Annotated in this window: 24 protein-coding genes; 2 read left to right on the top strand and 22 right to left on the bottom strand. The window is 33.3% G+C overall.

The features are described 5' to 3' along the window. Positions 1–13: 13 nt before the first annotated feature. Positions 14–1,975 (top strand): IucA/IucC family protein, encoded by a 1,962-nt coding sequence (locus tag ACW5YJ_RS05380; protein ID WP_457338562.1) that lies wholly within the window; start codon positions 14–16, stop codon positions 1,973–1,975. A 373-nt stretch (positions 1,976–2,348) separates the two neighbouring features. Here the strand turns inward: ACW5YJ_RS05380 and ACW5YJ_RS05375 are convergent, their stop codons facing one another. The 6 genes from ACW5YJ_RS05375 to ACW5YJ_RS05350 all read right to left on the bottom strand — a co-directional run bounded on the left by ACW5YJ_RS05375 (position 2,349) and on the right by ACW5YJ_RS05350 (position 7,680). After that, complete coding sequence (locus ACW5YJ_RS05375) at positions 2,349–2,849, bottom strand: Asp23/Gls24 family envelope stress response protein (protein WP_017722954.1); 501 nt, start codon at positions 2,847–2,849, stop codon at positions 2,349–2,351. Between the two features lie 73 nt (positions 2,850–2,922). Next, positions 2,923–3,162: a DUF2273 domain-containing protein gene (locus tag ACW5YJ_RS05370; protein WP_017722953.1), complete on the bottom strand. Its 240-nt coding sequence runs from the start codon at positions 3,160–3,162 to the stop codon at positions 2,923–2,925. A gap of 12 nt (positions 3,163–3,174) precedes the next feature. Further along, positions 3,175–3,711, bottom strand: coding sequence for an alkaline shock response membrane anchor protein AmaP (gene amaP / locus ACW5YJ_RS05365; protein ID WP_017722952.1), 537 nt, complete (start codon positions 3,709–3,711; stop codon positions 3,175–3,177). Between the two features lie 134 nt (positions 3,712–3,845). Then, complete coding sequence (locus ACW5YJ_RS05360; RefSeq protein WP_017722951.1) at positions 3,846–5,429, bottom strand: BCCT family transporter; 1,584 nt, start codon at positions 5,427–5,429, stop codon at positions 3,846–3,848. Positions 5,430–5,644: 215 nt separating this feature from the next. Next, a complete protein-coding gene (locus tag ACW5YJ_RS05355; RefSeq protein WP_017722950.1) occupies positions 5,645–6,652 on the bottom strand; it encodes a zinc-binding alcohol dehydrogenase family protein in 1,008 nt (335 codons plus the stop codon). Between the two features lie 20 nt (positions 6,653–6,672). Next, complete coding sequence (locus ACW5YJ_RS05350) at positions 6,673–7,680, bottom strand: NADP-dependent oxidoreductase (RefSeq protein ID WP_107551897.1); 1,008 nt, start codon at positions 7,678–7,680, stop codon at positions 6,673–6,675. 149 nt (positions 7,681–7,829) lie between these two features. Between ACW5YJ_RS05350 and ACW5YJ_RS05345 the strand changes: the two genes are divergently transcribed. After that, positions 7,830–8,837, top strand: coding sequence for an LLM class flavin-dependent oxidoreductase (locus tag ACW5YJ_RS05345; protein WP_457338561.1), 1,008 nt, complete (start codon positions 7,830–7,832; stop codon positions 8,835–8,837). A gap of 121 nt (positions 8,838–8,958) precedes the next feature. Here the strand turns inward: ACW5YJ_RS05345 and ACW5YJ_RS05340 are convergent, their stop codons facing one another. From ACW5YJ_RS05340 to rplO, 16 genes are all read right to left on the bottom strand, one after another. Then, positions 8,959–9,825, bottom strand: coding sequence for an alpha/beta hydrolase (locus ACW5YJ_RS05340; protein ID WP_457338560.1), 867 nt, complete (start codon positions 9,823–9,825; stop codon positions 8,959–8,961). A 218-nt stretch (positions 9,826–10,043) separates the two neighbouring features. Continuing rightward, on the bottom strand, positions 10,044–10,436 hold the full coding sequence (gene rpsI / locus ACW5YJ_RS05335; protein WP_017722946.1) for a 30S ribosomal protein S9: 393 nt from the start codon (positions 10,434–10,436) through the stop codon (positions 10,044–10,046). A gap of 19 nt (positions 10,437–10,455) precedes the next feature. Next, complete coding sequence (gene rplM / locus ACW5YJ_RS05330) at positions 10,456–10,893, bottom strand: 50S ribosomal protein L13 (RefSeq protein ID WP_017722945.1); 438 nt, start codon at positions 10,891–10,893, stop codon at positions 10,456–10,458. Between the two features lie 216 nt (positions 10,894–11,109). Then, on the bottom strand, positions 11,110–11,904 hold the full coding sequence (gene truA, locus ACW5YJ_RS05325; RefSeq protein ID WP_457338559.1) for a tRNA pseudouridine(38-40) synthase TruA: 795 nt from the start codon (positions 11,902–11,904) through the stop codon (positions 11,110–11,112). Positions 11,905–11,910: 6 nt separating this feature from the next. After that, positions 11,911–12,717: an energy-coupling factor transporter transmembrane component T family protein gene (locus tag ACW5YJ_RS05320; RefSeq protein WP_017722943.1), complete on the bottom strand. Its 807-nt coding sequence runs from the start codon at positions 12,715–12,717 to the stop codon at positions 11,911–11,913. Continuing rightward, positions 12,707–13,570, bottom strand: a complete 864-nt coding sequence (locus ACW5YJ_RS05315) for an energy-coupling factor transporter ATPase (protein ID WP_017722942.1) — start codon at positions 13,568–13,570, stop codon at positions 12,707–12,709. Before ACW5YJ_RS05315 ends, ACW5YJ_RS05320 begins: the two co-directional genes overlap by 11 nt. Next, the gene (locus ACW5YJ_RS05310) at positions 13,567–14,376 is read right to left on the bottom strand and encodes an energy-coupling factor transporter ATPase (protein WP_017722941.1); all 810 of its coding nucleotides are present in this window, start codon (positions 14,374–14,376) and stop codon (positions 13,567–13,569) included. Before ACW5YJ_RS05310 ends, ACW5YJ_RS05315 begins: the two co-directional genes overlap by 4 nt. A gap of 940 nt (positions 14,377–15,316) precedes the next feature. After that, positions 15,317–15,685 (bottom strand): 50S ribosomal protein L17, encoded by a 369-nt coding sequence (gene rplQ / locus ACW5YJ_RS05305; RefSeq protein ID WP_017722940.1) that lies wholly within the window; start codon positions 15,683–15,685, stop codon positions 15,317–15,319. Between the two features lie 18 nt (positions 15,686–15,703). Beyond that, complete coding sequence (locus ACW5YJ_RS05300) at positions 15,704–16,648, bottom strand: DNA-directed RNA polymerase subunit alpha (RefSeq protein WP_017722939.1); 945 nt, start codon at positions 16,646–16,648, stop codon at positions 15,704–15,706. A 75-nt stretch (positions 16,649–16,723) separates the two neighbouring features. After that, positions 16,724–17,113, bottom strand: a complete 390-nt coding sequence (gene rpsK, locus ACW5YJ_RS05295) for a 30S ribosomal protein S11 (protein WP_002482636.1) — start codon at positions 17,111–17,113, stop codon at positions 16,724–16,726. Between the two features lie 23 nt (positions 17,114–17,136). Then, the gene (rpsM, locus tag ACW5YJ_RS05290) at positions 17,137–17,502 is read right to left on the bottom strand and encodes a 30S ribosomal protein S13 (RefSeq protein ID WP_002482635.1); all 366 of its coding nucleotides are present in this window, start codon (positions 17,500–17,502) and stop codon (positions 17,137–17,139) included. A gap of 21 nt (positions 17,503–17,523) precedes the next feature. Next, positions 17,524–17,637: a 50S ribosomal protein L36 gene (gene rpmJ / locus ACW5YJ_RS05285; RefSeq protein WP_002471372.1), complete on the bottom strand. Its 114-nt coding sequence runs from the start codon at positions 17,635–17,637 to the stop codon at positions 17,524–17,526. 31 nt (positions 17,638–17,668) lie between these two features. After that, on the bottom strand, positions 17,669–17,887 hold the full coding sequence (infA, locus tag ACW5YJ_RS05280; protein ID WP_001118443.1) for a translation initiation factor IF-1: 219 nt from the start codon (positions 17,885–17,887) through the stop codon (positions 17,669–17,671). Positions 17,888–18,060: 173 nt separating this feature from the next. Beyond that, on the bottom strand, positions 18,061–18,711 hold the full coding sequence (locus ACW5YJ_RS05275) for an adenylate kinase (RefSeq protein WP_017722938.1): 651 nt from the start codon (positions 18,709–18,711) through the stop codon (positions 18,061–18,063). A 17-nt stretch (positions 18,712–18,728) separates the two neighbouring features. Beyond that, positions 18,729–20,021 carry a preprotein translocase subunit SecY gene (gene secY, locus ACW5YJ_RS05270; RefSeq protein ID WP_017722937.1) on the bottom strand — a complete coding sequence of 431 codons (1,293 nt, stop codon included), beginning with the start codon at positions 20,019–20,021 and terminating at the stop codon, positions 18,729–18,731. Further along, positions 20,021–20,461 carry a 50S ribosomal protein L15 gene (rplO, locus tag ACW5YJ_RS05265; RefSeq protein ID WP_017722936.1) on the bottom strand — a complete coding sequence of 147 codons (441 nt, stop codon included), beginning with the start codon at positions 20,459–20,461 and terminating at the stop codon, positions 20,021–20,023. Before rplO ends, secY begins: the two co-directional genes overlap by 1 nt. Positions 20,462–20,466 lie beyond the last annotated feature (5 nt).

Genomic DNA, 20,466 nt, shown 5'->3' with positions numbered 1-20,466 from the left:
TTAGAGGTGCATTATGAATCACAAAATAAACGACAACAATTCAATTGAAAAACTCACTAATGACGAACAATACGCTTTATCGTATTTACGTTCGAGAGATGTACGATGGGCAAGTGCTTTCGAAGATATATTATTAGAAAGTCGCGATAAAATTTCTCAAAGGTTAATCACTTCTTTACATAGAGAAAATTTAGTTCAAAGTCGACATCACAGTGAGATTATTAAAGCACAAAACTTAAACTTGAATGTTGCAATCACGCAACCTTTCATTTTAAAAATAACGTTTCCGGAAGCTAAAAAAACTTTATATGCACCTATTTCAGGGCAACATGCCTTTGACAGAATCGATGTTGAAGGGCCCTTTTATTTTGAATATGACAACCATTTAGAGCGTATATTACATCCAAATGAAATTTTAAATGCTATTTTAATAGAAGCACCTAACCTTGATAACGAAGCTAGTAACCAATTTAAGGATGATATAAATAACAGTGTCGCGAATATGGCTATTTCGTTAAGTTATCAATCCATTACATTATCTCAAAATAATGAACCGCTTTTAGAATTAATCATTAATGCAAAGGATAGCTATTTAAGGTCTGAACAAGCAGTTGTTGAAGGTCACCCGTTACATCCCGGCGCAAAACTACGTAAAGGTATGACGCCAGAAACGACTATTGACTATTCTTCTGAGTTTGGAAATGCCATCGCTATGAAATTTATATTAATTCACCATGATATTGCGAAAGTACAATCATTAGCGAGGCCTTTTAATGAAACAGTATTTGCACTCTTTGATGGCCTTTACGCAGCTGTAGCAAAATTATTAACTGATGATCAAATTGATGATTATTATGTTATGGCCGTTCACCCATGGCAATATAATGCTGTGTTAGAAAATGATTATAAGAATGAGTTAAATAAGCAACTGCTGATACCTTTAGACTTTGATTTAAATTATTATGCTGGTCTGTCATTTAGAACATTAATGCCACAAAGCCCAAATATTGAACCGCACATTAAATTATCGACGAATGTTCATATTACAGGTGAGATACGTACTCTTTCTGAACAAACAACATATAACGGACCACAAGTTACACGCATATTGAACCATATTAAACAACATGATCCATTATTTAATCATATTCAGGCAGATACGATTGACGAAGTTGCCGGTATTCATTTTTATAATCCACAAGATAAACCATCACAACAAACAATAAAGAGCGAACAGTTAGGTACGCTGTTTAGAGAAAATATTTATAATATCAAGGAATATAATACAATACCACTTATTCCTTCTAGCTTAGTTGCACATTATAGCAATAATAGTGAGTCACCTATCGTGACATTAATTAAAACATACGCTAATAGTTTCAATATTGAAAGTTATGAAGAAGCATGTAGCAAATGGATTGCAGAATATAGTAAAGCTTTGATTGATATAACTCTGCCTTTATATGTAAAATACGGTATTGCATTAGAAGCACATTTACAAAACTCTATAGCTACCTTCAATCAAGACGGTTCAATCCATACATTATATATTCGTGATTTTGAAGGACTGCGTATTGATAAAACTTATTTAAATCAAGCTGGTTATAGTACATCAGACTTTCATAAAAAATCATTAATTCTTACAGATCAGTCGCAAACCGTTTTCAACAAAGTATTTTATTCTAGTATCCAAAATCATCTTGGCGAATTAATTATAACCATTGCTCAATCTAGTCAAAGTAATGGATTAGAGCAACAGATTTGGTCAGTCATAAGTGATATTATGTATGAAAAATTACAAGATATTGCATCTACAATGACTAATAACGACAGAATTACAGAAATAAAATCTGTGTTATTTTCGCCACAAATCGATTATAAATGTGTTACTACAATGAGATTAGAAGATGAAGCAGATTATTATACTTATATTAAAGTGAAGAATCCTTTATACAGAACCATGAAAGAACAATAATAATTGTAGTATCTATTAGAACAATAACTATGTAAGTATCTTGTCTTAGGACATCAAAGAAGCTTTATATAATGTTATTAAAGTTGAAGATTATGAGTGTAAAAATCACTACATTTTAAAAATGCAATATTTGAGTTAATACTTATGTATATAAATTAATAATTTTCATACATAAATAAAAAAGGAGCCTGGGACATAAATAGATGTCTCAGGCTCTTTTTCAATTTGGCAGTAAGTGACTGAATTGAAAATACGCTTATATCAAGCTTTTTTCAATGCTAGTCACTATTGCCGGGGGGGGGACTACGAAATCTATGTTAGAAAATTTGATTTCTGTCCCACTCCCCTTTTATTTAAATTGGATGGTTCTTAATTATTGTAAACCTTTTTCCTCATTGTTTGAGGATTGGCTTTTTTCATTTTTTTGAGACCATTCTTTTTTAGTCATAACATCTTCAACGCGCATGTTAACTTCAACTACGTCAAGACCAGTAATATATTTAACTTGTTCTTTAACTAAGTCAGTTACTTTACGGAAGATTTTTGGTGCTGATTCACCATATTCTAATACTACTTTTAAATCAACAGCAGCTTGTTTTTCTCCAACCTCAACGCTAACACCTTGTGTAACATTGTTGTTGCTACCAAATGAACTAGAAATATTGTCGACGAATCCGCCTTTCATTTCTAAGATACCGCTAACTTCACGTGCAGCAATACCTGCAATTTTTTCGATTACTTCATCTGAGAATGATAATTTATTAGTGAATTGAGGCTCTTGGTTTTGCTGCTCTTGTCTTTTTTCTTGTTCTTTTTCTTGAACTCCTGTTTGATTGTCATAAGCTTGTTTAGCTTTATTGTTGTCTACTGCCATATTGCATTCTCCTTTACCTTATATAATTTGTTTAAAATTTTTAATTGCATTAGAATTCATAAAATTTAATCGATTAACTCCATCGATTAAGAAAATTTAAAAAGTCTTGCTTACGGTCTTTAGTATACCCAACTCCAATTCCAATCAAACATAATACTAGAATTAAAATTGTACTCCAGAAACCTAAAGTTAAAAATAATATTGCTATGATTAGAAATGCTAAGAAACCAATGATTCTCCATTTAAACGTTTTGAAAAATTCAACAATTTCTTGCGTAGAATCTTGTCCATTTTGGTTATTATTGTTAGCCATGATAACCCTCCCTTACAACACACGTTTGCCTGAGGTTTTTTGATCTCTAACATTAACCTCTAATTTTGATACTGGTAATTCTGTAAAATGCTCGACATTTTGCTTGATGTCATTTCTAATCTCTTCAGTTAAAGAATTAACCTGAACATCACCAGGAACAAAGAAATCTGCTTTTAAAGCAATATGCGATTTCTTTTTCTTGTTATAAAGTTTTGCAATCACGTTTGGTTGACGTATTTGATCATATTGCGTAAGTGTATCGTATGCAGATTTTTCAACTGCTTTTCTCGATACATAAATATGACCATCTTCGAAATCTTTATATAGTCCGGGTTTTCTATACGTAGGTTTAAACAAGCTGAATACTAATATAAGACCAATAATAATAAGTAGCGCTGCTAAACCAATTAGCGTTGGTTCAAACCAGTTAAACTGATTAAAATAGTCTTGATACTGGCTAATTCTAGAATCTTGAATATACATAAAGAGTAAAAATCCAACGATTACTACAATTAATATGCCTAGGATAAAATTCTTTAGTCGTTTCACCTCGTATGACACCTCCTATGCTTTGTTAATATGTACTTGTCATACAGAACTACTACCCTTAAAAAAATTCTTAGAAACATTTTTATTGAATTTTATTTTTAACTTTTATTACAAAACAAATTTTTTAGACCATTTTATTGTTTACCCTTTGTTACTTGATCAGCTAGTTCTGGATGATTTGCAATACGATATTGTAATAGTTTGTCGTCTGATATGAGCAACTTATTACTCGGTCTTGGCTTTTCAATCGCTAATGATTTAAAAAGTGACCATATCATAAATATAATGACAATCGAAAATGGTAAAGCAGCAATAATTAATAAGTTTTGTATAGATTGCGTACCGCCTGTGTATATCATAATCATTGCAAATAAAGCTAATATGATACCCCAGCTAACTTTTACAATGCCTTTAGGATTAATACTACCTTTAGAACTCAACATACCCAAAACGTATGTCGCTGAGTCTGCTGAAGTTACAAAGAAAATCATAATCACAATTAATGTCACTATACTTAACAAGAACCCTAGTGGGAAATGTTCTAAAGTTGCAAATGTAGCAGTCTCTGTTGCCTCTTTCGCAATGTCTGCAATACCATGTTGCTGTAAATAAGTAGCAGACGCTCCAAATACTGCAAAGAATAAGAAACAAACTAGCGCTGGTACAAATAAAACGCCCAAAATAAATTCTTTAATCGTTCTACCTCTTGAAACACGAGCAATAAATATACCAACAAATGGAGCCCATGAAATCCACCAGGCCCAGTAAAAAATCGTCCATTGTTGTAACCATTGGAATTTTTCTCCACCTGATTGTGGAATACGTAAACTCATATTAAAGAAATTTGCAATGTAATCACCAAGTGAATTGGTAAAGGTATTTAGTATAGTTAAAGTTGGACCTACACAAAATAATACGATGAGTACTAGAAAAGCGAGTATCATATTGATATTACTCAATGTTTTGATTCCTTTATTAATACCTGACCAAGCTGACCACGTGAATAAAATCGTTGCTAAAACAATAATAATTACCTGAGTTGTAAAGTTTGAAGGTATATCAAATAAAAAATTCAATCCTTCATTAATCTGTAACGCGCCGAATCCAAGTGTTGCTGCTACACCTGTAACAGTAGCGATAATTGCTAAAACATCAATCGAACCACCTATTGGTCCTCTCATCATTTTAGAGCCTAATATCGGTGTTAACGTCGCACTTACTAATCCCGGATAACCTTTGTGAAAATTAAAATAAGCAAAGATTAGTCCAACTATGCCGTAAACTGCCCAAGCATGGACACCCCAATGAAAGAATGAGAATTGCATGGCATCATTAATTGCAGCTTGCGTACCTGCTTTATGTAAAGGCGTTAACGTAAATGCATGACTAATTGGCTCTGCTGTAGTCCAAAAGACTAGTCCTATCCCCATACCAGCACTAAATAACATAGCAAACCAAGATTTCAATGAGAATTCTGGATCCTCTCCATCTTCACCTAATGTTATTGATGAATATCTAGAGAATAATAGATATACACATACAATTAATATGACAAGTACTAGTAATAAGTAGTACCAACCAAAATTTAATGCAATAAAATTTGTAATATTTTGTGTGACTGTTTCTAGTTGTTTTGGCAATATTGCACCGTATACAACAAACAGTGTACAAATTGATAATGCTACCCAAAATACAACCGTTAATCTGTTTAAACGCATGTCAAAATTACACACTCCCTATACTTTTATGTAACTTACATACCCTAACTTATTGCATATATTCGTAAAATTCATAAAATAAATCATATTATAAATTTAATATATATTATTTAAAATAAAAAGCATCTTCTTATCCACCATATTATGATGAACTATTGAAGACGCTTAGCTTTATATTCATTTTATTTAATTAATCATTTTTGTTAATCTTAATTTCAAAGTTTAATTACTAGCTTACCTATCATACTTTGATTTTCTAACTTAACATGTGCATCGTACAAGTTTTCAACAGTTAAGCCATCTATCACTTCATTAACGGTCGGTTTGTATACACCCGTTTCTATTTTTTCAGAAATATCAGTGAGATAATCACGATGTATTTGCATATCTTCAGTCTCATGAATAGGTCTTGATGACATAAATTCATGTGTAAATGTAATGCTCTTAGGTTTAAGCAAGTTTAAATCTTGGTTATTTTTGAAAGCAACAATCGTTGCAATCGTACCTCTTGGTTTTACTAATTCAATCATTTTTTCATAATACATATCCGTATCAAAGGTACAGAAAATATAATCCACTTCACTTATTTCATATTTCTTAAACTCTTCAGCTAAATCATTCTTATGATTTAATACAATATCTGCACCCATATCTTTAGACCATTGGTGTGTTTCCTCACGAGATGCTGTAGTGATAACATGTAAGCCATAGTGTTTAGCGATTTGTGTTGCTATGCTTCCTACACCACCAGCCCCATTTATGATTAAAATAGACTTTCCTTTATTTTCTTCTGGATTAAAAGATATTTTAAATACATCAAACAGGGTTTCATAAGCTGTTAAACCAGTTAGTGGTAGGCTTGCTGCATCCACATTAGATATATTTTTAGGCTTTTTCGCTACTAAACGCTCATCGACAATTTGATAAGATTGGTTAGAACCTTGATATTTAGGAGAGCCTGAATAAAAAACTTCATCTCCAACGTTAAAGTGACTAACATCATCGCCCACTGCTTCTACCACACCTACAGCATCGAAACCTAAAATTCTTGGTGCTTGTTCAACCGCTGTCTTTCTGATTTTTGTATCTACAGGGTTAACGCTGATTGTTTCAACACGTACTAATAATTCATATTGTTCAGGTTTGGGAGTATCAATAGCAAACTCATAAAATAAATTGCCATCTTCTAGATTAAAACTTTGATCTGCACCTATTGCTTTCATCGTACGCACTCCTTTCTTAATTAAACATCATCTGAGACTTGAACAACTTGTTTGCCGAAATTATCACCTGTAAATAAGTTTCTAAAAGCATTTGGTAAACTATCAAAACCTTTTTTAACAGATGTCTTAGTTTTAATTTTATCTTCTTGAACCCACTGTGCAAGTGCTTTACTAGCATTTGGAAAATCATCTGCATAATTAGCAACAATAAACCCTTGCATCAATGCTTGTGATTTAATAATAATTGGTTGTATTCGAGGACCATATTCGACTTCTGTATTATTATAACCAGAAATAGCACCGCAAACTGGAATTCTAGCAAATTGATTAAGGTGTTTCATGACCTCATCCGCAATCGTGCCGCCCACGTTTTCAAAATAGACATCAACGCCATTCGGTACTGCGTTCGCCAATTGTTCAGCAAAATCATTCGCTTGATAGTCTACTCCTACATCAAAGCCTAGTTCTTCAGTTAAATAATTGGTTTTTTCACTACCACCTGCAATACCCACTACATGAGCGCCTTTTAATTTTGCTATTTGACCTACAACTGAGCCAACTGCACCTGAGGCAGCTGAAACTACAACAGTCTCACCTTCTTGTGGTTGTCCTATTTTTAGTAAGCCATGATAAGCTGTCTGTCCGGTCATACCTAAAACACTAAGATACAGATATAAAGGAATGTCAGTTTGACTTACTTTAATAGCATGCTTGGCCTTTATATTCACTATTTTTTGCCATGGAAACGTACCAGTAACAATGTCACCTTTTGTAAATCCATCTACACTTGACTCAATAACTCTCCCTACTACATGACCATTCATTGGTTCGTCTAATTCGAATGGGGCTACATATGATTCACTATCATCCATACGACCACGCATGTAAGGGTCTACTGAAATATATAACGATTCTATTTGAATTTCATCTTGCTTTGGTCCATCTACCTCAACAGTTTCATATCTAAATACATCATCGGATGGAATCCCTTCAGGTCTTTTTGCCAATACAATTCTTTCTGTATTCATTATATTACCTCCATTCATTGTTTGACTTTATTCTAAAGGGATACTTTTCATCAATCAATCAAATCGCTTATTTAATACTTCAATAACGTGTTATGCTATTGCTAATTTATAAAACATTTTTTCGTTTTATTACGTTAGGAGATTGTACATTGAAACTTAGTATTTTAGATTACGTGCCAATATTTGAAGGACGTACCGCTACTCAAGCATTAAATCATGCTGTTGAATTAGCTCAATTAGCTGAAAAGCTAAATTACACACGTTATTGGGTTGCTGAACATCATCAAGTCTTTTCAGTAGCATCCAGTGCACCTGAAATGATTATGATGTCATTATTAGAAAATACTAACTCAATTCAAATTGGAAGCGGTGGTGTTATGTTACCACATTATAGTGCTTATAAAGTGGCTGAAGTATTTAAAACTATGGAAGCTAGACACCCCGGCAGAGTCAACTTAGGTACTGGCCATTCTAAGAGTTATAAAAATGTAAATAAAGCTTTGAATGAACATAAAACAATACCCGTTGATTATGAGAATCAAATTGATGATTTGTTATCTTATTTTAATAGTGACAGTCACAACGATATAAATCAGCACTATAAAAATTTATATGCGATGCCACTCATCAACACTAAGCCTAATATGTTTATTTTGGGTACAAGTAAAAAAAGTGCTTCACTTGCTGCTATTAGAGGATTACCTTTTGTTATTGCCAATATGGGACAAGATAAAAAACAAATCAAATCTGTAATAACCCATTACCGTTCTTCATTCAAAGCACAACATCCTTTACATCAGCCTTATGTCATCATGACTTCTTTTGTAATTACGGCAGATAATAAATATCAGTGCGAAGATTTAGCTAATACGTTTCATTTGTGGTTATTACGTATTGGTTATTTAAACCAACCAAAATTCTATCCCTCTGTGAACTATGCAAAACAAAAATCATTTTCTTCTAGAGAAATTGAAAAAATGAATCAACACAATAACCGAGTCATAGTAGGTTCAGCTAATGAAGTCATCTCCAAATTAAAAGTAATGTTGACTGACTTTGATGTTGATGAAATTATGATTCAACCACATGTTTATGGAGAAGATAATAGAAAACAATTAATTCAATTACTCGCAACAGAGAACTTTAAGAATAAATAAAAGGCACTTACACATATAGTAAAGCTGATGTGTAAGCGCCTTTTGCTTAATATATAGAATACAAGCAGTTGACCTCTTGTATAAATGTTACAAAATCAATATATTAAATAGTACTTTAAATTTATTTCCCCCATAGAAATTGATTCATTTTATCGGTGACATAAGTATTATCATGAAGTTCACTATGATCAGCTTTTTTTCCGGTTACTTTAAATTCTTCATAACTTCTTACTTTATCATCAACTAAATACCTTAATGATTTAGACGAAACATTGGTAACTCGATTATCAGAATGCGTGCCATCCTCTATATCACCATAAATATTCAGCACTTTTGTAGTTTCTGGATATGACTTTTTCATAGGCAACAAATCTTTATATGCTTTTAGCATTTTATTTGGTTTACCATCTTCATCTAATTTAACATCTAAATCAAGCCCATCTATGTCAACTTCACCATTAAAATTACCTGCTAAACTTACTTGTTTATTTAGTTTGGGTAAGTTCTGATTATCACCATAATTCAACATATAGTAGCTGAAAGATTGATTACCCATAGAATGTGCGACAAAATTAAACTGATCAAAGTGATGTTGGCTCATCGTAGCGATGATAACTTGTTGAATCCATTGCGCATTTTTATTTAAATCTTTATTTGTATTATCTTCTAATATAATCTCAATAATTGGATTCTTTGCATCAGGTGATAATTCTCCTTCGAATGTCACCGTTCCCTCTTTAGAAACTTTTGCTTTGATTACTTCTCCTGTAATTTCTTTTTGTACTGCAGAATTAATCATGTACTTTATAGAATTCTCTGTTCCACCATAACCATGTAAATAAAATGTAGGTATATTAGTATACTTATAATTATTTTCTTTATATTGACTATATGTTTTAAAGGCTGAAATCAAAACAATGACAAATAAAATAAATGCGATTAATACAATTGTCAGATATATATTAGTCTTACGTTTGTTAATCTTCATATAAATACCTCGAATTTAAAATTGTGTCCTATTATTTATATTATGACACTTTACATGATTAGTCATTCATTTTGATACAAATAAATAGTATTAAAATAAAACAAAAAAACTTCCCAATTTCTTGGGAAGTTTAAACGTTTGTTTGATTGAACACAAATTGCTATAGAACTTGTGTACCAAATCTGTAAGCAAATTGAATTCGCAACAGTTTGGTAATATTAACGTTTTGAGAATTGAGGTGAACGACGAGCTTTTTTAAGACCTGGTTTTTTACGTTCTTTCATACGAGGATCACGAGTAAGTAATCCAGCGCGTTTTAAAGAACCTCTGTATTCAGGATCAGCTTCTAATAATGCACGTGAAATTCCGTGACGGATTGCTTGAGCTTGTCCAGTAAATCCTCCACCATGAACGTTAACTAATACATCATAGTTACCTTTAGTTTCTGTTACATCAAATGCTTGGTTAATGTCTAAAATTAATGATTCGAATGGTAAATAACTACGTACATCACGGCCGTTAACAGTAATGTTACCTTCACCTGGTACTAAACGGACACGTGCTACTGAGTTTTTACGACGGCCTGTGCCTTTATATTCAACTTGTGCCAATGTAATTTCCTCCTTTTAATTAACCACGTAACTCGTAGTTTTCTGGTTGTTGTGCAGCGTGTGGATGTTCAGCGCCACCATATACAAATAATTTTTTACCTTGTTTTTCGCCTAAACGTGTGCTTGGAAGCATACCTTTAATTGAATTTTCAAGTAAACGTTCTGGGTTGTTAGCTTTTAACTCACCAGCTGAAACTGATTTGATACCACCTGGATGATTTGAGTGACGATAGTACATTTTATCGCGCTCTTTGTTACCAGTGAAGTGGATTTTTGAAGCATTAACGACGATTACATAATCACCTGTATCAACGTGTGGTGTATAAGTTACTTTATTTTTACCGCGTAAAATAGCTGCTACTTCTGATGATAAACGACCAAGTGTTTTACCTTCAGCATCAATAACATACCATTTGCGCTCAATGTTTGATTCATTAGCCATAAATGTTTGACGCATATAATTGTCCTCCTAGAGTAAATAAATGTCTCTTAAATTAATAGTTTATACTTACTAAATCTTAAATTTCATCTATTTTTTTTAAATAGTTTGTTTCTACGTGCTTCTATATCTTGTAACACAATAAGATTCCGGGGCTTATCGTGGGTGATATAAAACAATACCGTTAGTAATCGTATAATTTTTTTGTCATTTTGTCAACGACATTTAACAATTTCATATCGATTTTTTTTGATGTAATTTTATATCATTACCAAAATCAGTGGTTAATTCACTTGGTGTTAGATAAATCTTCTCTAAATATAACCCTTCTGCAGGTGCAGTAAAAGGCACTTTATTACGATCTTTATCCTCTAATAATTTAGGTATTTCTTCTGGTTGTCGTTTTCCTTTGCCTACTTCAATTAAAAAGGCTATTAACACACGCACCATATTATATAGGAAACCGGAGCCTGTGACAATATAGTCAAAGCCATTTTCTGTTTTTTCTATACGACTTTCGTAAAGTGTTCTCACTTTGCTAACAACTTCTGTTTTTTGTGAACAGAACCCTGTAAAATCATGAGTACCTATAAAATATTGTGCAGCTCTATTCATTTTATCTATATCTAGCTTTTCAGCGATATGTGTTTTTAAGCCATTAAGAAATGGATCTTTGTGTTCAGCTTGATAAATTTTATACCGGTAAGATTTGCCTACACAATCATATCTACAATGAAAGTCCTCACTAACAAAGCTTACATGATTGACATATATGTCACCTGGTAATGCTCGATTCATCGCATATTGCCATTGTTGCTCAGGAATGTTCAGCTCTGTGTCAAAATGAAAATATTGCTCAATTGCATGCACACCTCTATCTGTTCTACTGCTTGGATGAATTCTCACATCATACTTATGCATACGCTTTAATATTTTTTCGAATTGTTGTTGTACCGTTCTTCCATTTTGTTGTATTTGAAAGCCTAGAAATTGGCTTCCTTGATAAGAAATATTAACTAAAACACGCATGATTTACTACACTCCCATGAATTTTAACACAAATAATACTACTGATAGTGGCAATAATATTAGCAACGTTAAACTGTCTTTGAATCGCCACTGTAGCTTACGATAATTTGTTCGTTGCTTCTTCGTATCATAACCTCTCACTTCCATCGCAATCGCCAAATCTTCAGCGCGTTGGAACGCAGAAATAAATAAAGGAATCAATAAAGGCACAAATGCTTTCACTCTATTGATTATACTACCAGAACTAATTTCAGAACCTCTAGATTTTTGGGCCAGTATAATTTTATCTAACTCATTCATCAACGTAGGAATAAACCTTAACGCAATGGACATCATCATACTTAATTGGTGTACAGGTATTTTCACTAATTTCAGTGGTGATAGTAATTTTTCAAAAGCATCAGTTAAGTCAATAGGACTTGTACTTAACGTCATAATTGTTGAAATCATAATGATAAACATAAGTCGTAAAACAATATAAATACCTTCTAAAATACCATTTGTATCAATTGAAACGAAAGCTAATTCAAATAACCTTGTACCGCCTTTTGTTAAGAACAAATGCATTAAAAAAGTAAATATTAGAAAAATCCAAATAGGCATTAAACCTTTGGCTAAGAACCAAAATTTAATTTGTGCTAGTTTCATAAATGCAACAATTGAAATAAATAGCCATAAATACGTTGCAAAAGAATGTGCAAAAAAGATTAAGATAATAAATACAAAAACAAAAATCAATTTCGCACGTGGATCTAACCGATGTATAATCGTATCTAGTGGGAGATAACGTCCTATAATAAATTTATCTTTCATCTTGTTGCCACCCCTTATACATCTCAACAAATTCTTCTTCTGTCAAAGCAATTTTATTGAAATAATATTGATGCTTATCTTCTAAATCACGTTGCAATTTCACAACGTCTGGCACATCAAGATGCATTTGATTTACATAATTCGTATCACTAAATAGCTTTCGAGGTGAACATGATTCTATCAGTTGACCGTGTTGCATAATTTTTATTTCATCCACATACTTCGCCACATCATTCATTTCATGCGTCACAAGAATAATCGTCTTTTGCTGTTCAACTTGAAGTTTCTTTATTATTTCCATTATCTGTTTTCTACTTTTAGGATCAAGACCCGCTGTAGGTTCATCAAGTATAACAATGTCTGGATCCATTGCTAATATTGATGTGAGAGCTATTTTCCTCATTTGTCCACCAGACATTTGAAATGGCGACTGTTGTAGTATATCTCTATTAAATCCAAATTCTATGAGCAAACGAAATGCTCTTTCCTTCACTTCGTCTAATGGCATATTAAAATTTTTTGGTCCAAATAATATTTCGCGTTCTACTGAATCTTCGAACAACTGTGACTCTGGAAATTGGAATACAACGCCCACACGCTTGCGAACATCCTTCAAATATTTATCTTTCGTCTTATGACTAATTACCACATCATTAATTTGAAGCAAACCTTCTGTTGGTTTAAGTAGACCATTAAATTGTTGGATCAATGTAGACTTTCCAGAGCCAGTTTGACCAATGATTGCATAATATTTTCCTTGTTCAAAAGTCGTTACAATTTCATTTAAGGCTTGATGCTCAAATGGTGTCCCTTTTTGATAAACATAACTTACTTGGTTAAAATTAACAGTCATAATTTTTTTACCAACCCTTCATATGTTATGAAATCAATACTACCTAATAATTGATTATGCATTCGTATAGAGAAAGGTAAGTCTAAACCAATTTGAGTTAGTTTATCACCATCACTGAAGATAGCTTTTGGTAGTCCCGTTTGATATACCTCTCCTTCATTTAATACAACGAGGTAATCAGCTTCTGCAGCTTCTGATAAGTCATGTGTAATAGAAATAATAGTTACATCTTTGTCTTCTTTCAAACGATGAACTAAATCAATTAAGTCTTTTCTACCAGCAGGGTCTAACATCGATGTCGCTTCGTCTAAAATAATTATATCAGTATTTAATGCAAGTACACCTGCTATAGCAACACGCTGCTTTTGGCCACCAGAAAGCGATTGAGGTTCATAATTCGCTCTATCTAACATATCTACATCATTCAAAGCTTTGGGCACTATCGCTCTCATATCATCATAAGGGACGCTGTGATTTTCTAAACCAAAGGCTACATCAAATTCAACAGTTGAACCTACAAATTGATTCTCTGGATTTTGAAATACAATACCAATATGTTGTCTTAAATAATCAAGATTCTGTTGGTTGATAGCTTCATTTCTAAAATAAATATTACCTTCAAATGGCTTTTCAATACCTACCATTAATTTAGCAATCGTAGATTTCCCTGAACCATTGTGACCAACTATAGAAGTCCATTTTCCCTTTGGAATACTGAATGATACATCATTCAACGCAAGTGGTTCATCACTATTATATTTAAATGAAACATGATTAAATGTAATAATATGCTCTTGCGTATCCATAACGATTGCCTCCAATATTTAGTAAGTCCATTTTTTATATACCTTATCTATTTTACATGAAAATATGAATATATACTACCATTAAAGAATTACTCAATTTAGATTTTATTACTAGCTACATACCATAAGTCTATAGCAGTTCTCTAAACTTCGTTTAGCTAGTACTGCTTATGCATTCATTTATCGAATGTATTCCTTTTTTATTCTAAAGAATTAAGGTACTTCGGTTCGCTATTGCTCCGCAATTGCATAAGTCTATAGCAGTTCTCTAAACTTCGTTTAGCTAGTACTGCTTATGCATTCGATTATCGAATGTATTCCTTTTTTATTCTAAAGAATTAAGGTACTTCGGTTCGCTATTGCTCCGCAATTGCATAAGTCTATAGCGGTTCTCTAAACTTCGTTTAGCTAGTACTGCTTATGCATTCGTTTATCGAATGTATTCCTTTTTTATTCTAAAGAATTAAGGTACTTTGGTCCGCTATTGCTCCGCAATTGCATAAGTCTAAAGCAGTTCTCTAAACTTCGTTTAGCTAGTACTGCTTATGCATTCATTTATCGAATGTATTCCTTTTTTATTCTAAAGAATTAAGGTACTTCGGTTCGCTATTGCTCCGCAATTGCATAAGTCTATAGCAGTTCTCTAAAATTCGTTTAGCTAGTACTGCTTATGCATTCGTTTATCGAATGTATTCCTTTTTTATTCTAAAGAATTAAGGTACTTTGGTTCGCTATTGCTCCGCAATTGCATAAGTCCCCCTAAATTCTAAAGAATTAAGGGGGACTAAATAAAAAAAGCGCGCACCCCATCATATTTTGAGTTCACGCTTTAAATTTTATTAAGTTTTGATGGGGTACTCTGAGCTAGACAATATTTGTATGTGGCAAACATTATCGTTGCACTCATTTGCTTTATACATAGTAGTTACGTATATTTAAATTAAACTAATTCAATAATTACTGATTCAGCGCCATCGCCGCGACGAGGACCTGCTTTAAGAATACGAGTGTAACCGCCTTGACGTTCTGTATAACGTTCAGCAACTTCACCAAATAATTTTTGTAATGCAGTTTGAGTTGATTCATCATCATTTAAGATTTCTACATTGCGTAAAGTTTTAGCAGCTTGACGACGAGAAGCTAAATCTCCTTTTTTACCTAAAGTGATTAATTTTTCAACCACACTACGTAATTCTTTTGCACGCGCTTCTGTAGTTTCAATGCGTTCGCTAACGATAAGTGAAGTAGCTAAATCGCGTAACATCGCTTTACGTTGATCAGAAGTACGACCTAATTTTCTGTAACCCATGAGTTAACCTCCTTTATATTAATCTTCTTTTCTTAAACCTAGACCTAAATCTTCGAGTTTGTATTTAACTTCTTCTAAAGATTTACGACCTAAATTACGTACTTTCATCATATCTGCTTCAGATTTATCTGCTAATTCTTGAACAGAGTTAATGCCTGCACGTTTTAAACAGTTGTAAGAACGCACTGATAAGTCTAATTCTTCAATAGACATTTCAAGTACTTTTTCTTTTTGATCTTCTTCTTTTTCAATCATGATTTCAGCATTTTGTGCTTCATCAGTTAATCCAACGAAGATATTCAGATGTTCAGTTAGGATTTTTGCAGCCAATGAAACAGATTCTTGTGGTGTGATTGAACCATTAGTCCAAACATCCAAAGTTAACTTATCAAAATCACTGCTTTGACCCACACGCGTATTTTCTACAGTATAGTTAACACGTTCTACTGGTGAATAAAGTGAGTCCACTGGAATTACACCAATTGGTAAATCACTAGTTTTGTTTTGTTCTGCTAATGCGTAACCTCTACCCTTATTAGCAACTAGACGGATTTTTAAATGTCCACCTTTTGATACTGTTGCAATTTTAATCTCAGGATTTAAAATTTCAACATCACTATCATGAGTAATGTCACTTGCAGTTACATCGCCTTCATCTTTAACATCAATTTCTAAAGTTTTGTCTTCTTCAGAATAGATTTTTAATGCAAGTTTTTTGATGTTCATAATAATTGTAGAAACATCTTCAACGACATTATCTATTGCTGAAAATTCGTGTAACACGCCTTCGATTTCAATGTACTTAACGGCTGCACCTGGTAATGAAGATAGTAGGATACGACGTAAGGAGTTTCCTAGTGTAGTACCGTAGCCACGTTCTAGTGGTTCAACAACGAACTTACCGAATTTAGCATCATCACTAATTTCAATTGTTTCAATTCTAGGTTTTTCGATTTCAATCATTTACAATATCCTCCTTGATTACGTCGACTTGATATATACTGTATTTCTCAGTGACCTGCGACAATAACAATAAAATTATACGCGACGACGTTTTGGTGGACGACAACCATTATGTGGTACTGGAGTAACGTCACGAATTGCAGTTACTTCTAATCCAGCTGATTGTAACGCACGGATAGCTGATTCACGACCAGGACCTGGGCCTTTTACAGTAACTTCAACAGATTTTAAACCGTGTTCCATCGCTGTTTTTGAAGCAGTTTCAGAAGCCATTTGAGCTGCAAATGGTGTTGATTTTTTTGATCCTTTAAAGCCTAGTGCACCTGCTGATGACCATGATAACGCGTTACCAAATTCATCAGTAATAGTTACGATTGTATTATTGAATGTTGAACGGATGTGAGCCACACCATTTTCAATATTCTTTTTCACTCTACGTTTACGAGATACTTGTTTACGTGCCATTTAAATTTTGCCTCCTTTACCTATTATTTTTTCTTGTTAGCTACAGTTTTAACTGGGCCTTTACGAGTACGAGCATTGTTTTTCGTTTTTTGTCCGCGAACTGGTAATCCACGACGGTGACGGATACCACGGTATGATGAGATTTCCATTAAACGTTTAATGTTTAAGTTTTGCTCACGACGTAAGTCACCTTCTACTTTATAGTTGTCAACTACTTCACGGATACGACCTAATTCATCATCAGTTAAATCTTTAACGCGTGTTTCAGGTGATACGTTAGCTTCTTCAGCAATTTTATTTGCTGTAGTAGTACCGATACCATACACATAAGTTAATGAAATAACAATACGTTTTTCACGTGGAATATCTACTCCTGCAATACGTGCCATAATTAATTACACCTCTCTTTATTAGCCTTGTTTTTGTTTATGTTTTGGATTGCTACAAATTACCATTACTTTACCTTTACGTTTAATGACTTTACATTTTTCGCAAATTGGTTTTACTGATGGTCTTACTTTCATTTTAATACCTCCCTATATTATGGAGTGACGATTATTTATAACGATACGTAATTCTTCCGCGCGTTAAATCGTACGGAGACATTTCAACTGTTACTTTGTCGCCAGGTAGAATACGAATATAATTCATTCTGATCTTACCACTCACATGAGCTAATATCTCATGACCATTTTCTAATTCTACTTTAAACATTGCATTTGGTAAAGTATCTAATACAGTACCTTCTAATTCAATTACATCTTGTTTAGCCATTAATTAACTTCCCCCTTTTTGAAATAGTTGGTTATCGTCAAAAAATCAACTCTAACCATACGAGTCTATAAGTGTTGTTAATCAGTTTAACAAAATTAAATGAATTACGTTAACGCATGGTCACTCTTATTTAATTATACCTTTAGCATTACATAGACCGTACAAAGTTGACTTTATTTTAAATTCTCTAAGATATCAATTACGTCTTTAGTGACTACGTTAATATCTCTAGAACCATCAATGTTTTTTAAAACATTTTTATTATCATAGAATTCTAAGATAGGTTTAGATTGTTTAACATTGACATTTAAACGATTTGCAACTGTTTCTGGGTTGTCATCTTCACGTTGATACAATTTACCACCGTCAAGATCACAAATTCCATCAACTTTTGGAGGATTGAATACAAGATGATAAGTTGTTCCGCATTTTTCACAGATCCTACGACCAGTAAGGCGGTTCATTAATTCTTCTTCAGGTACCTCTATATTGATAACAGCATCAATTTTTCTATCTAATTCTTGCATAATATTACTTAATGCTTCAGCTTGTTCAATAGTACGAGGAAAGCCGTCAAGTAAGAATCCTTTTTTCGCATCGTCTTCAGATATTCTATCTTTTACGATACCCACAGTAACTTCATCAGGGACTAATTCTCCACGATCCATGTATGATTTAGCTTCTTTGCCTAAATCAGTTTCATCTTTAATCGCTTTTCTGAACATGTCGCCAGTAGATATGTGTGGAATTGGGAATTTCTTAACAATTTCACTCGCTTGAGTTCCTTTACCTGCACCAGGTAAACCCATTAAAATGATATTCATAAGTGCCCTCCTACAATTTATCTACCACCAAAGCCTCTATAGTCTTTTTGGCTCACTTGAGCTTCTAGACTTTTCATTGTTTCAATCGCTACACCAATTACAATCAGTAAGCTAGTACCACCAACCTGAATAGATTGAGGTAAACTCATAACTTTAGTTGCAATAATTGGCAGAATCGCAATTACAGCTAAGAATATTGATCCTACAAATGTTAAACGATAGAGAACTCTAGTAATATATAGTTTTGTTTGTTCGCCAGGTCTAATGCCTGGGACATAGCTTCCTTGTTTCTTAAGGTTATCGGCCATCTTTTCAGGATTAACTTGGACAAATGCATAGAAATATGCGAATGCAATAATAAGCACCACATATACAATCATACCGATGTTATTCGATGGATTTGCCACATCAGATATCCGTTGCGCCCAACTAGCGTCAGGGAAGAACAATGTTAAAGTTCTTGGTAACAAGAAGAACGCCATTGCAAAGATAACTGGAATAACCCCTGCAGAGTTAACTTTCAAAGGTAAATATGTTGCTTGTGAACCTAATCGTTGTGTTGATTGTTTCTTCGCATATTGAATTGGAATTTTACGAATAGCTTGTAATACAAATATTGCGCCAACCGTTAATAATATCATGCCAATAACTAATCCAATTACTTTCAACCATGCCATAGAAGTATCATCTTGACCAACAAAGGCCTGTTGATAAAACTGTATTAATGATGAAGGTAATGAAGACAAAATACCTGCGAAGATAATAATGGATATACCATTACCAACACCGAATTGAGTGATTTGTTCACCTAACCAAATTAGGAACGCAGTACCAGCTGTTAATACAACAGCAATTAATAAATAGCTAAGGACTGATTGATCCATGATCAATTGGCCTTTGAGATAATTATTAAATTGGAAAGCCATACCTATTGATTGGATAAAAGCAAGTACAATCGCAAAATAACGAGTTACGTTATTAAGTTTCTTTCTACCTGCCTCACCTTGTTTTGCCCACTCTGAAAACTTCGGAATAATATCCATTTGTAATAACTGCATTACAATTGATGCAGTTATATAAGGCATTATACCCATGGCAAAGATAGAAAAGTTCTTCAAGGCTCCGCCACCAAATGTATTTAACAAGTCAGTGACACCTTGAGAACCTTGTTGACTGTCAAAAGCAGCTGGATTCACACCAGGTGCTGGAATATAAGTACCTATTTTAAAAATAACTAACATTGCGAGAGTAAAAAAGATCTTGTTACGAACTTCTTTAGTTTTAAAGAAATTCACAAGCGTTTCAAACATTAGATCACCTCGTGTGCTCCGCCTTTTGCATCAATAGCTTCTGCTGCAGATGCAGAGAATTTGTTAGCTTTAACAGTTAATTTCTTATCAAGTGAACCGTTACCTAGTACTTTAATACCAGATTTCTCACTCTTAACTACACCAGATTCTACTAATAAAGCAGGAGTTACTTCAGTACCATCTTCAAATTTATTAAGTTGGTCTAAGTTAACAATAGCATATTCTTTACGGTTAATGTTAGTAAAACCTCGTTTTGGTAAGCGACGGAATAATGGTAATTGACCACCTTCGAAGCCTGGTCTTACACTACCACCTGAACGTGCTTTTTGACCTTTTTGTCCACGACCACTAGTTTTACCGTTACCAGTAGCTGCACCACGACCAACGCGGTTACGAACTTTACGAGAACCTTCTGCCGGTTTTAACTCATGTAATTTCATTTCGG

The sequence above is a fragment of the Staphylococcus sp. mip270_02 genome, assembly GCF_054031535.1.
Note: the sequence above shows the minus strand (reverse complement) of the source record. Positions and strands in the feature narration are given on the sequence as shown.

Coding starts and splice junctions, on each gene's coding strand:
- truA (WP_457338559.1), bottom strand. CDS start 11,904: ATGCGTGTTTTAGTTAATATTTCTTATCAAGGAAGCCAATTTCTAGGC.
- ACW5YJ_RS05355 (WP_017722950.1), bottom strand. CDS start 6,652: ATGAAAGCAATAGGTGCAGATCAAAGTTTTAATCTAGAAGATGGCAAT.
- ACW5YJ_RS05310 (WP_017722941.1), bottom strand. CDS start 14,376: ATGGATACGCAAGAGCATATTATTACATTTAATCATGTTTCATTTAAA.
- rpsK (WP_002482636.1), bottom strand. CDS start 17,113: ATGGCACGTAAACAAGTATCTCGTAAACGTAGAGTGAAAAAGAATATT.
- ACW5YJ_RS05370 (WP_017722953.1), bottom strand. CDS start 3,162: ATGGCTAACAATAATAACCAAAATGGACAAGATTCTACGCAAGAAATT.
- ACW5YJ_RS05275 (WP_017722938.1), bottom strand. CDS start 18,711: ATGAATATCATTTTAATGGGTTTACCTGGTGCAGGTAAAGGAACTCAA.
- rpmJ (WP_002471372.1), bottom strand. CDS start 17,637: ATGAAAGTAAGACCATCAGTAAAACCAATTTGCGAAAAATGTAAAGTC.
- infA (WP_001118443.1), bottom strand. CDS start 17,887: ATGGCTAAACAAGATGTAATTGAATTAGAAGGTACTGTATTAGATACT.
- ACW5YJ_RS05360 (WP_017722951.1), bottom strand. CDS start 5,429: ATGCGTTTAAACAGATTAACGGTTGTATTTTGGGTAGCATTATCAATT.
- ACW5YJ_RS05380 (WP_457338562.1), top strand. CDS start 14: ATGAATCACAAAATAAACGACAACAATTCAATTGAAAAACTCACTAAT.
- ACW5YJ_RS05315 (WP_017722942.1), bottom strand. CDS start 13,570: ATGACTGTTAATTTTAACCAAGTAAGTTATGTTTATCAAAAAGGGACA.
- ACW5YJ_RS05375 (WP_017722954.1), bottom strand. CDS start 2,849: ATGGCAGTAGACAACAATAAAGCTAAACAAGCTTATGACAATCAAACA.
- ACW5YJ_RS05350 (WP_107551897.1), bottom strand. CDS start 7,680: ATGAATACAGAAAGAATTGTATTGGCAAAAAGACCTGAAGGGATTCCA.
- ACW5YJ_RS05340 (WP_457338560.1), bottom strand. CDS start 9,825: ATGAAGATTAACAAACGTAAGACTAATATATATCTGACAATTGTATTA.
- ACW5YJ_RS05300 (WP_017722939.1), bottom strand. CDS start 16,648: ATGATTGAAATCGAAAAACCTAGAATTGAAACAATTGAAATTAGTGAT.
- secY (WP_017722937.1), bottom strand. CDS start 20,021: ATGTTTGAAACGCTTGTGAATTTCTTTAAAACTAAAGAAGTTCGTAAC.
- rplM (WP_017722945.1), bottom strand. CDS start 10,893: ATGCGTCAAACATTTATGGCTAATGAATCAAACATTGAGCGCAAATGG.
- rplO (WP_017722936.1), bottom strand. CDS start 20,461: ATGAAATTACATGAGTTAAAACCGGCAGAAGGTTCTCGTAAAGTTCGT.
- rpsM (WP_002482635.1), bottom strand. CDS start 17,502: ATGGCACGTATTGCAGGAGTAGATATTCCACGTGAAAAACGTATTGTT.
- ACW5YJ_RS05320 (WP_017722943.1), bottom strand. CDS start 12,717: ATGAAAGATAAATTTATTATAGGACGTTATCTCCCACTAGATACGATT.
- rplQ (WP_017722940.1), bottom strand. CDS start 15,685: ATGGGTTACAGAAAATTAGGTCGTACTTCTGATCAACGTAAAGCGATG.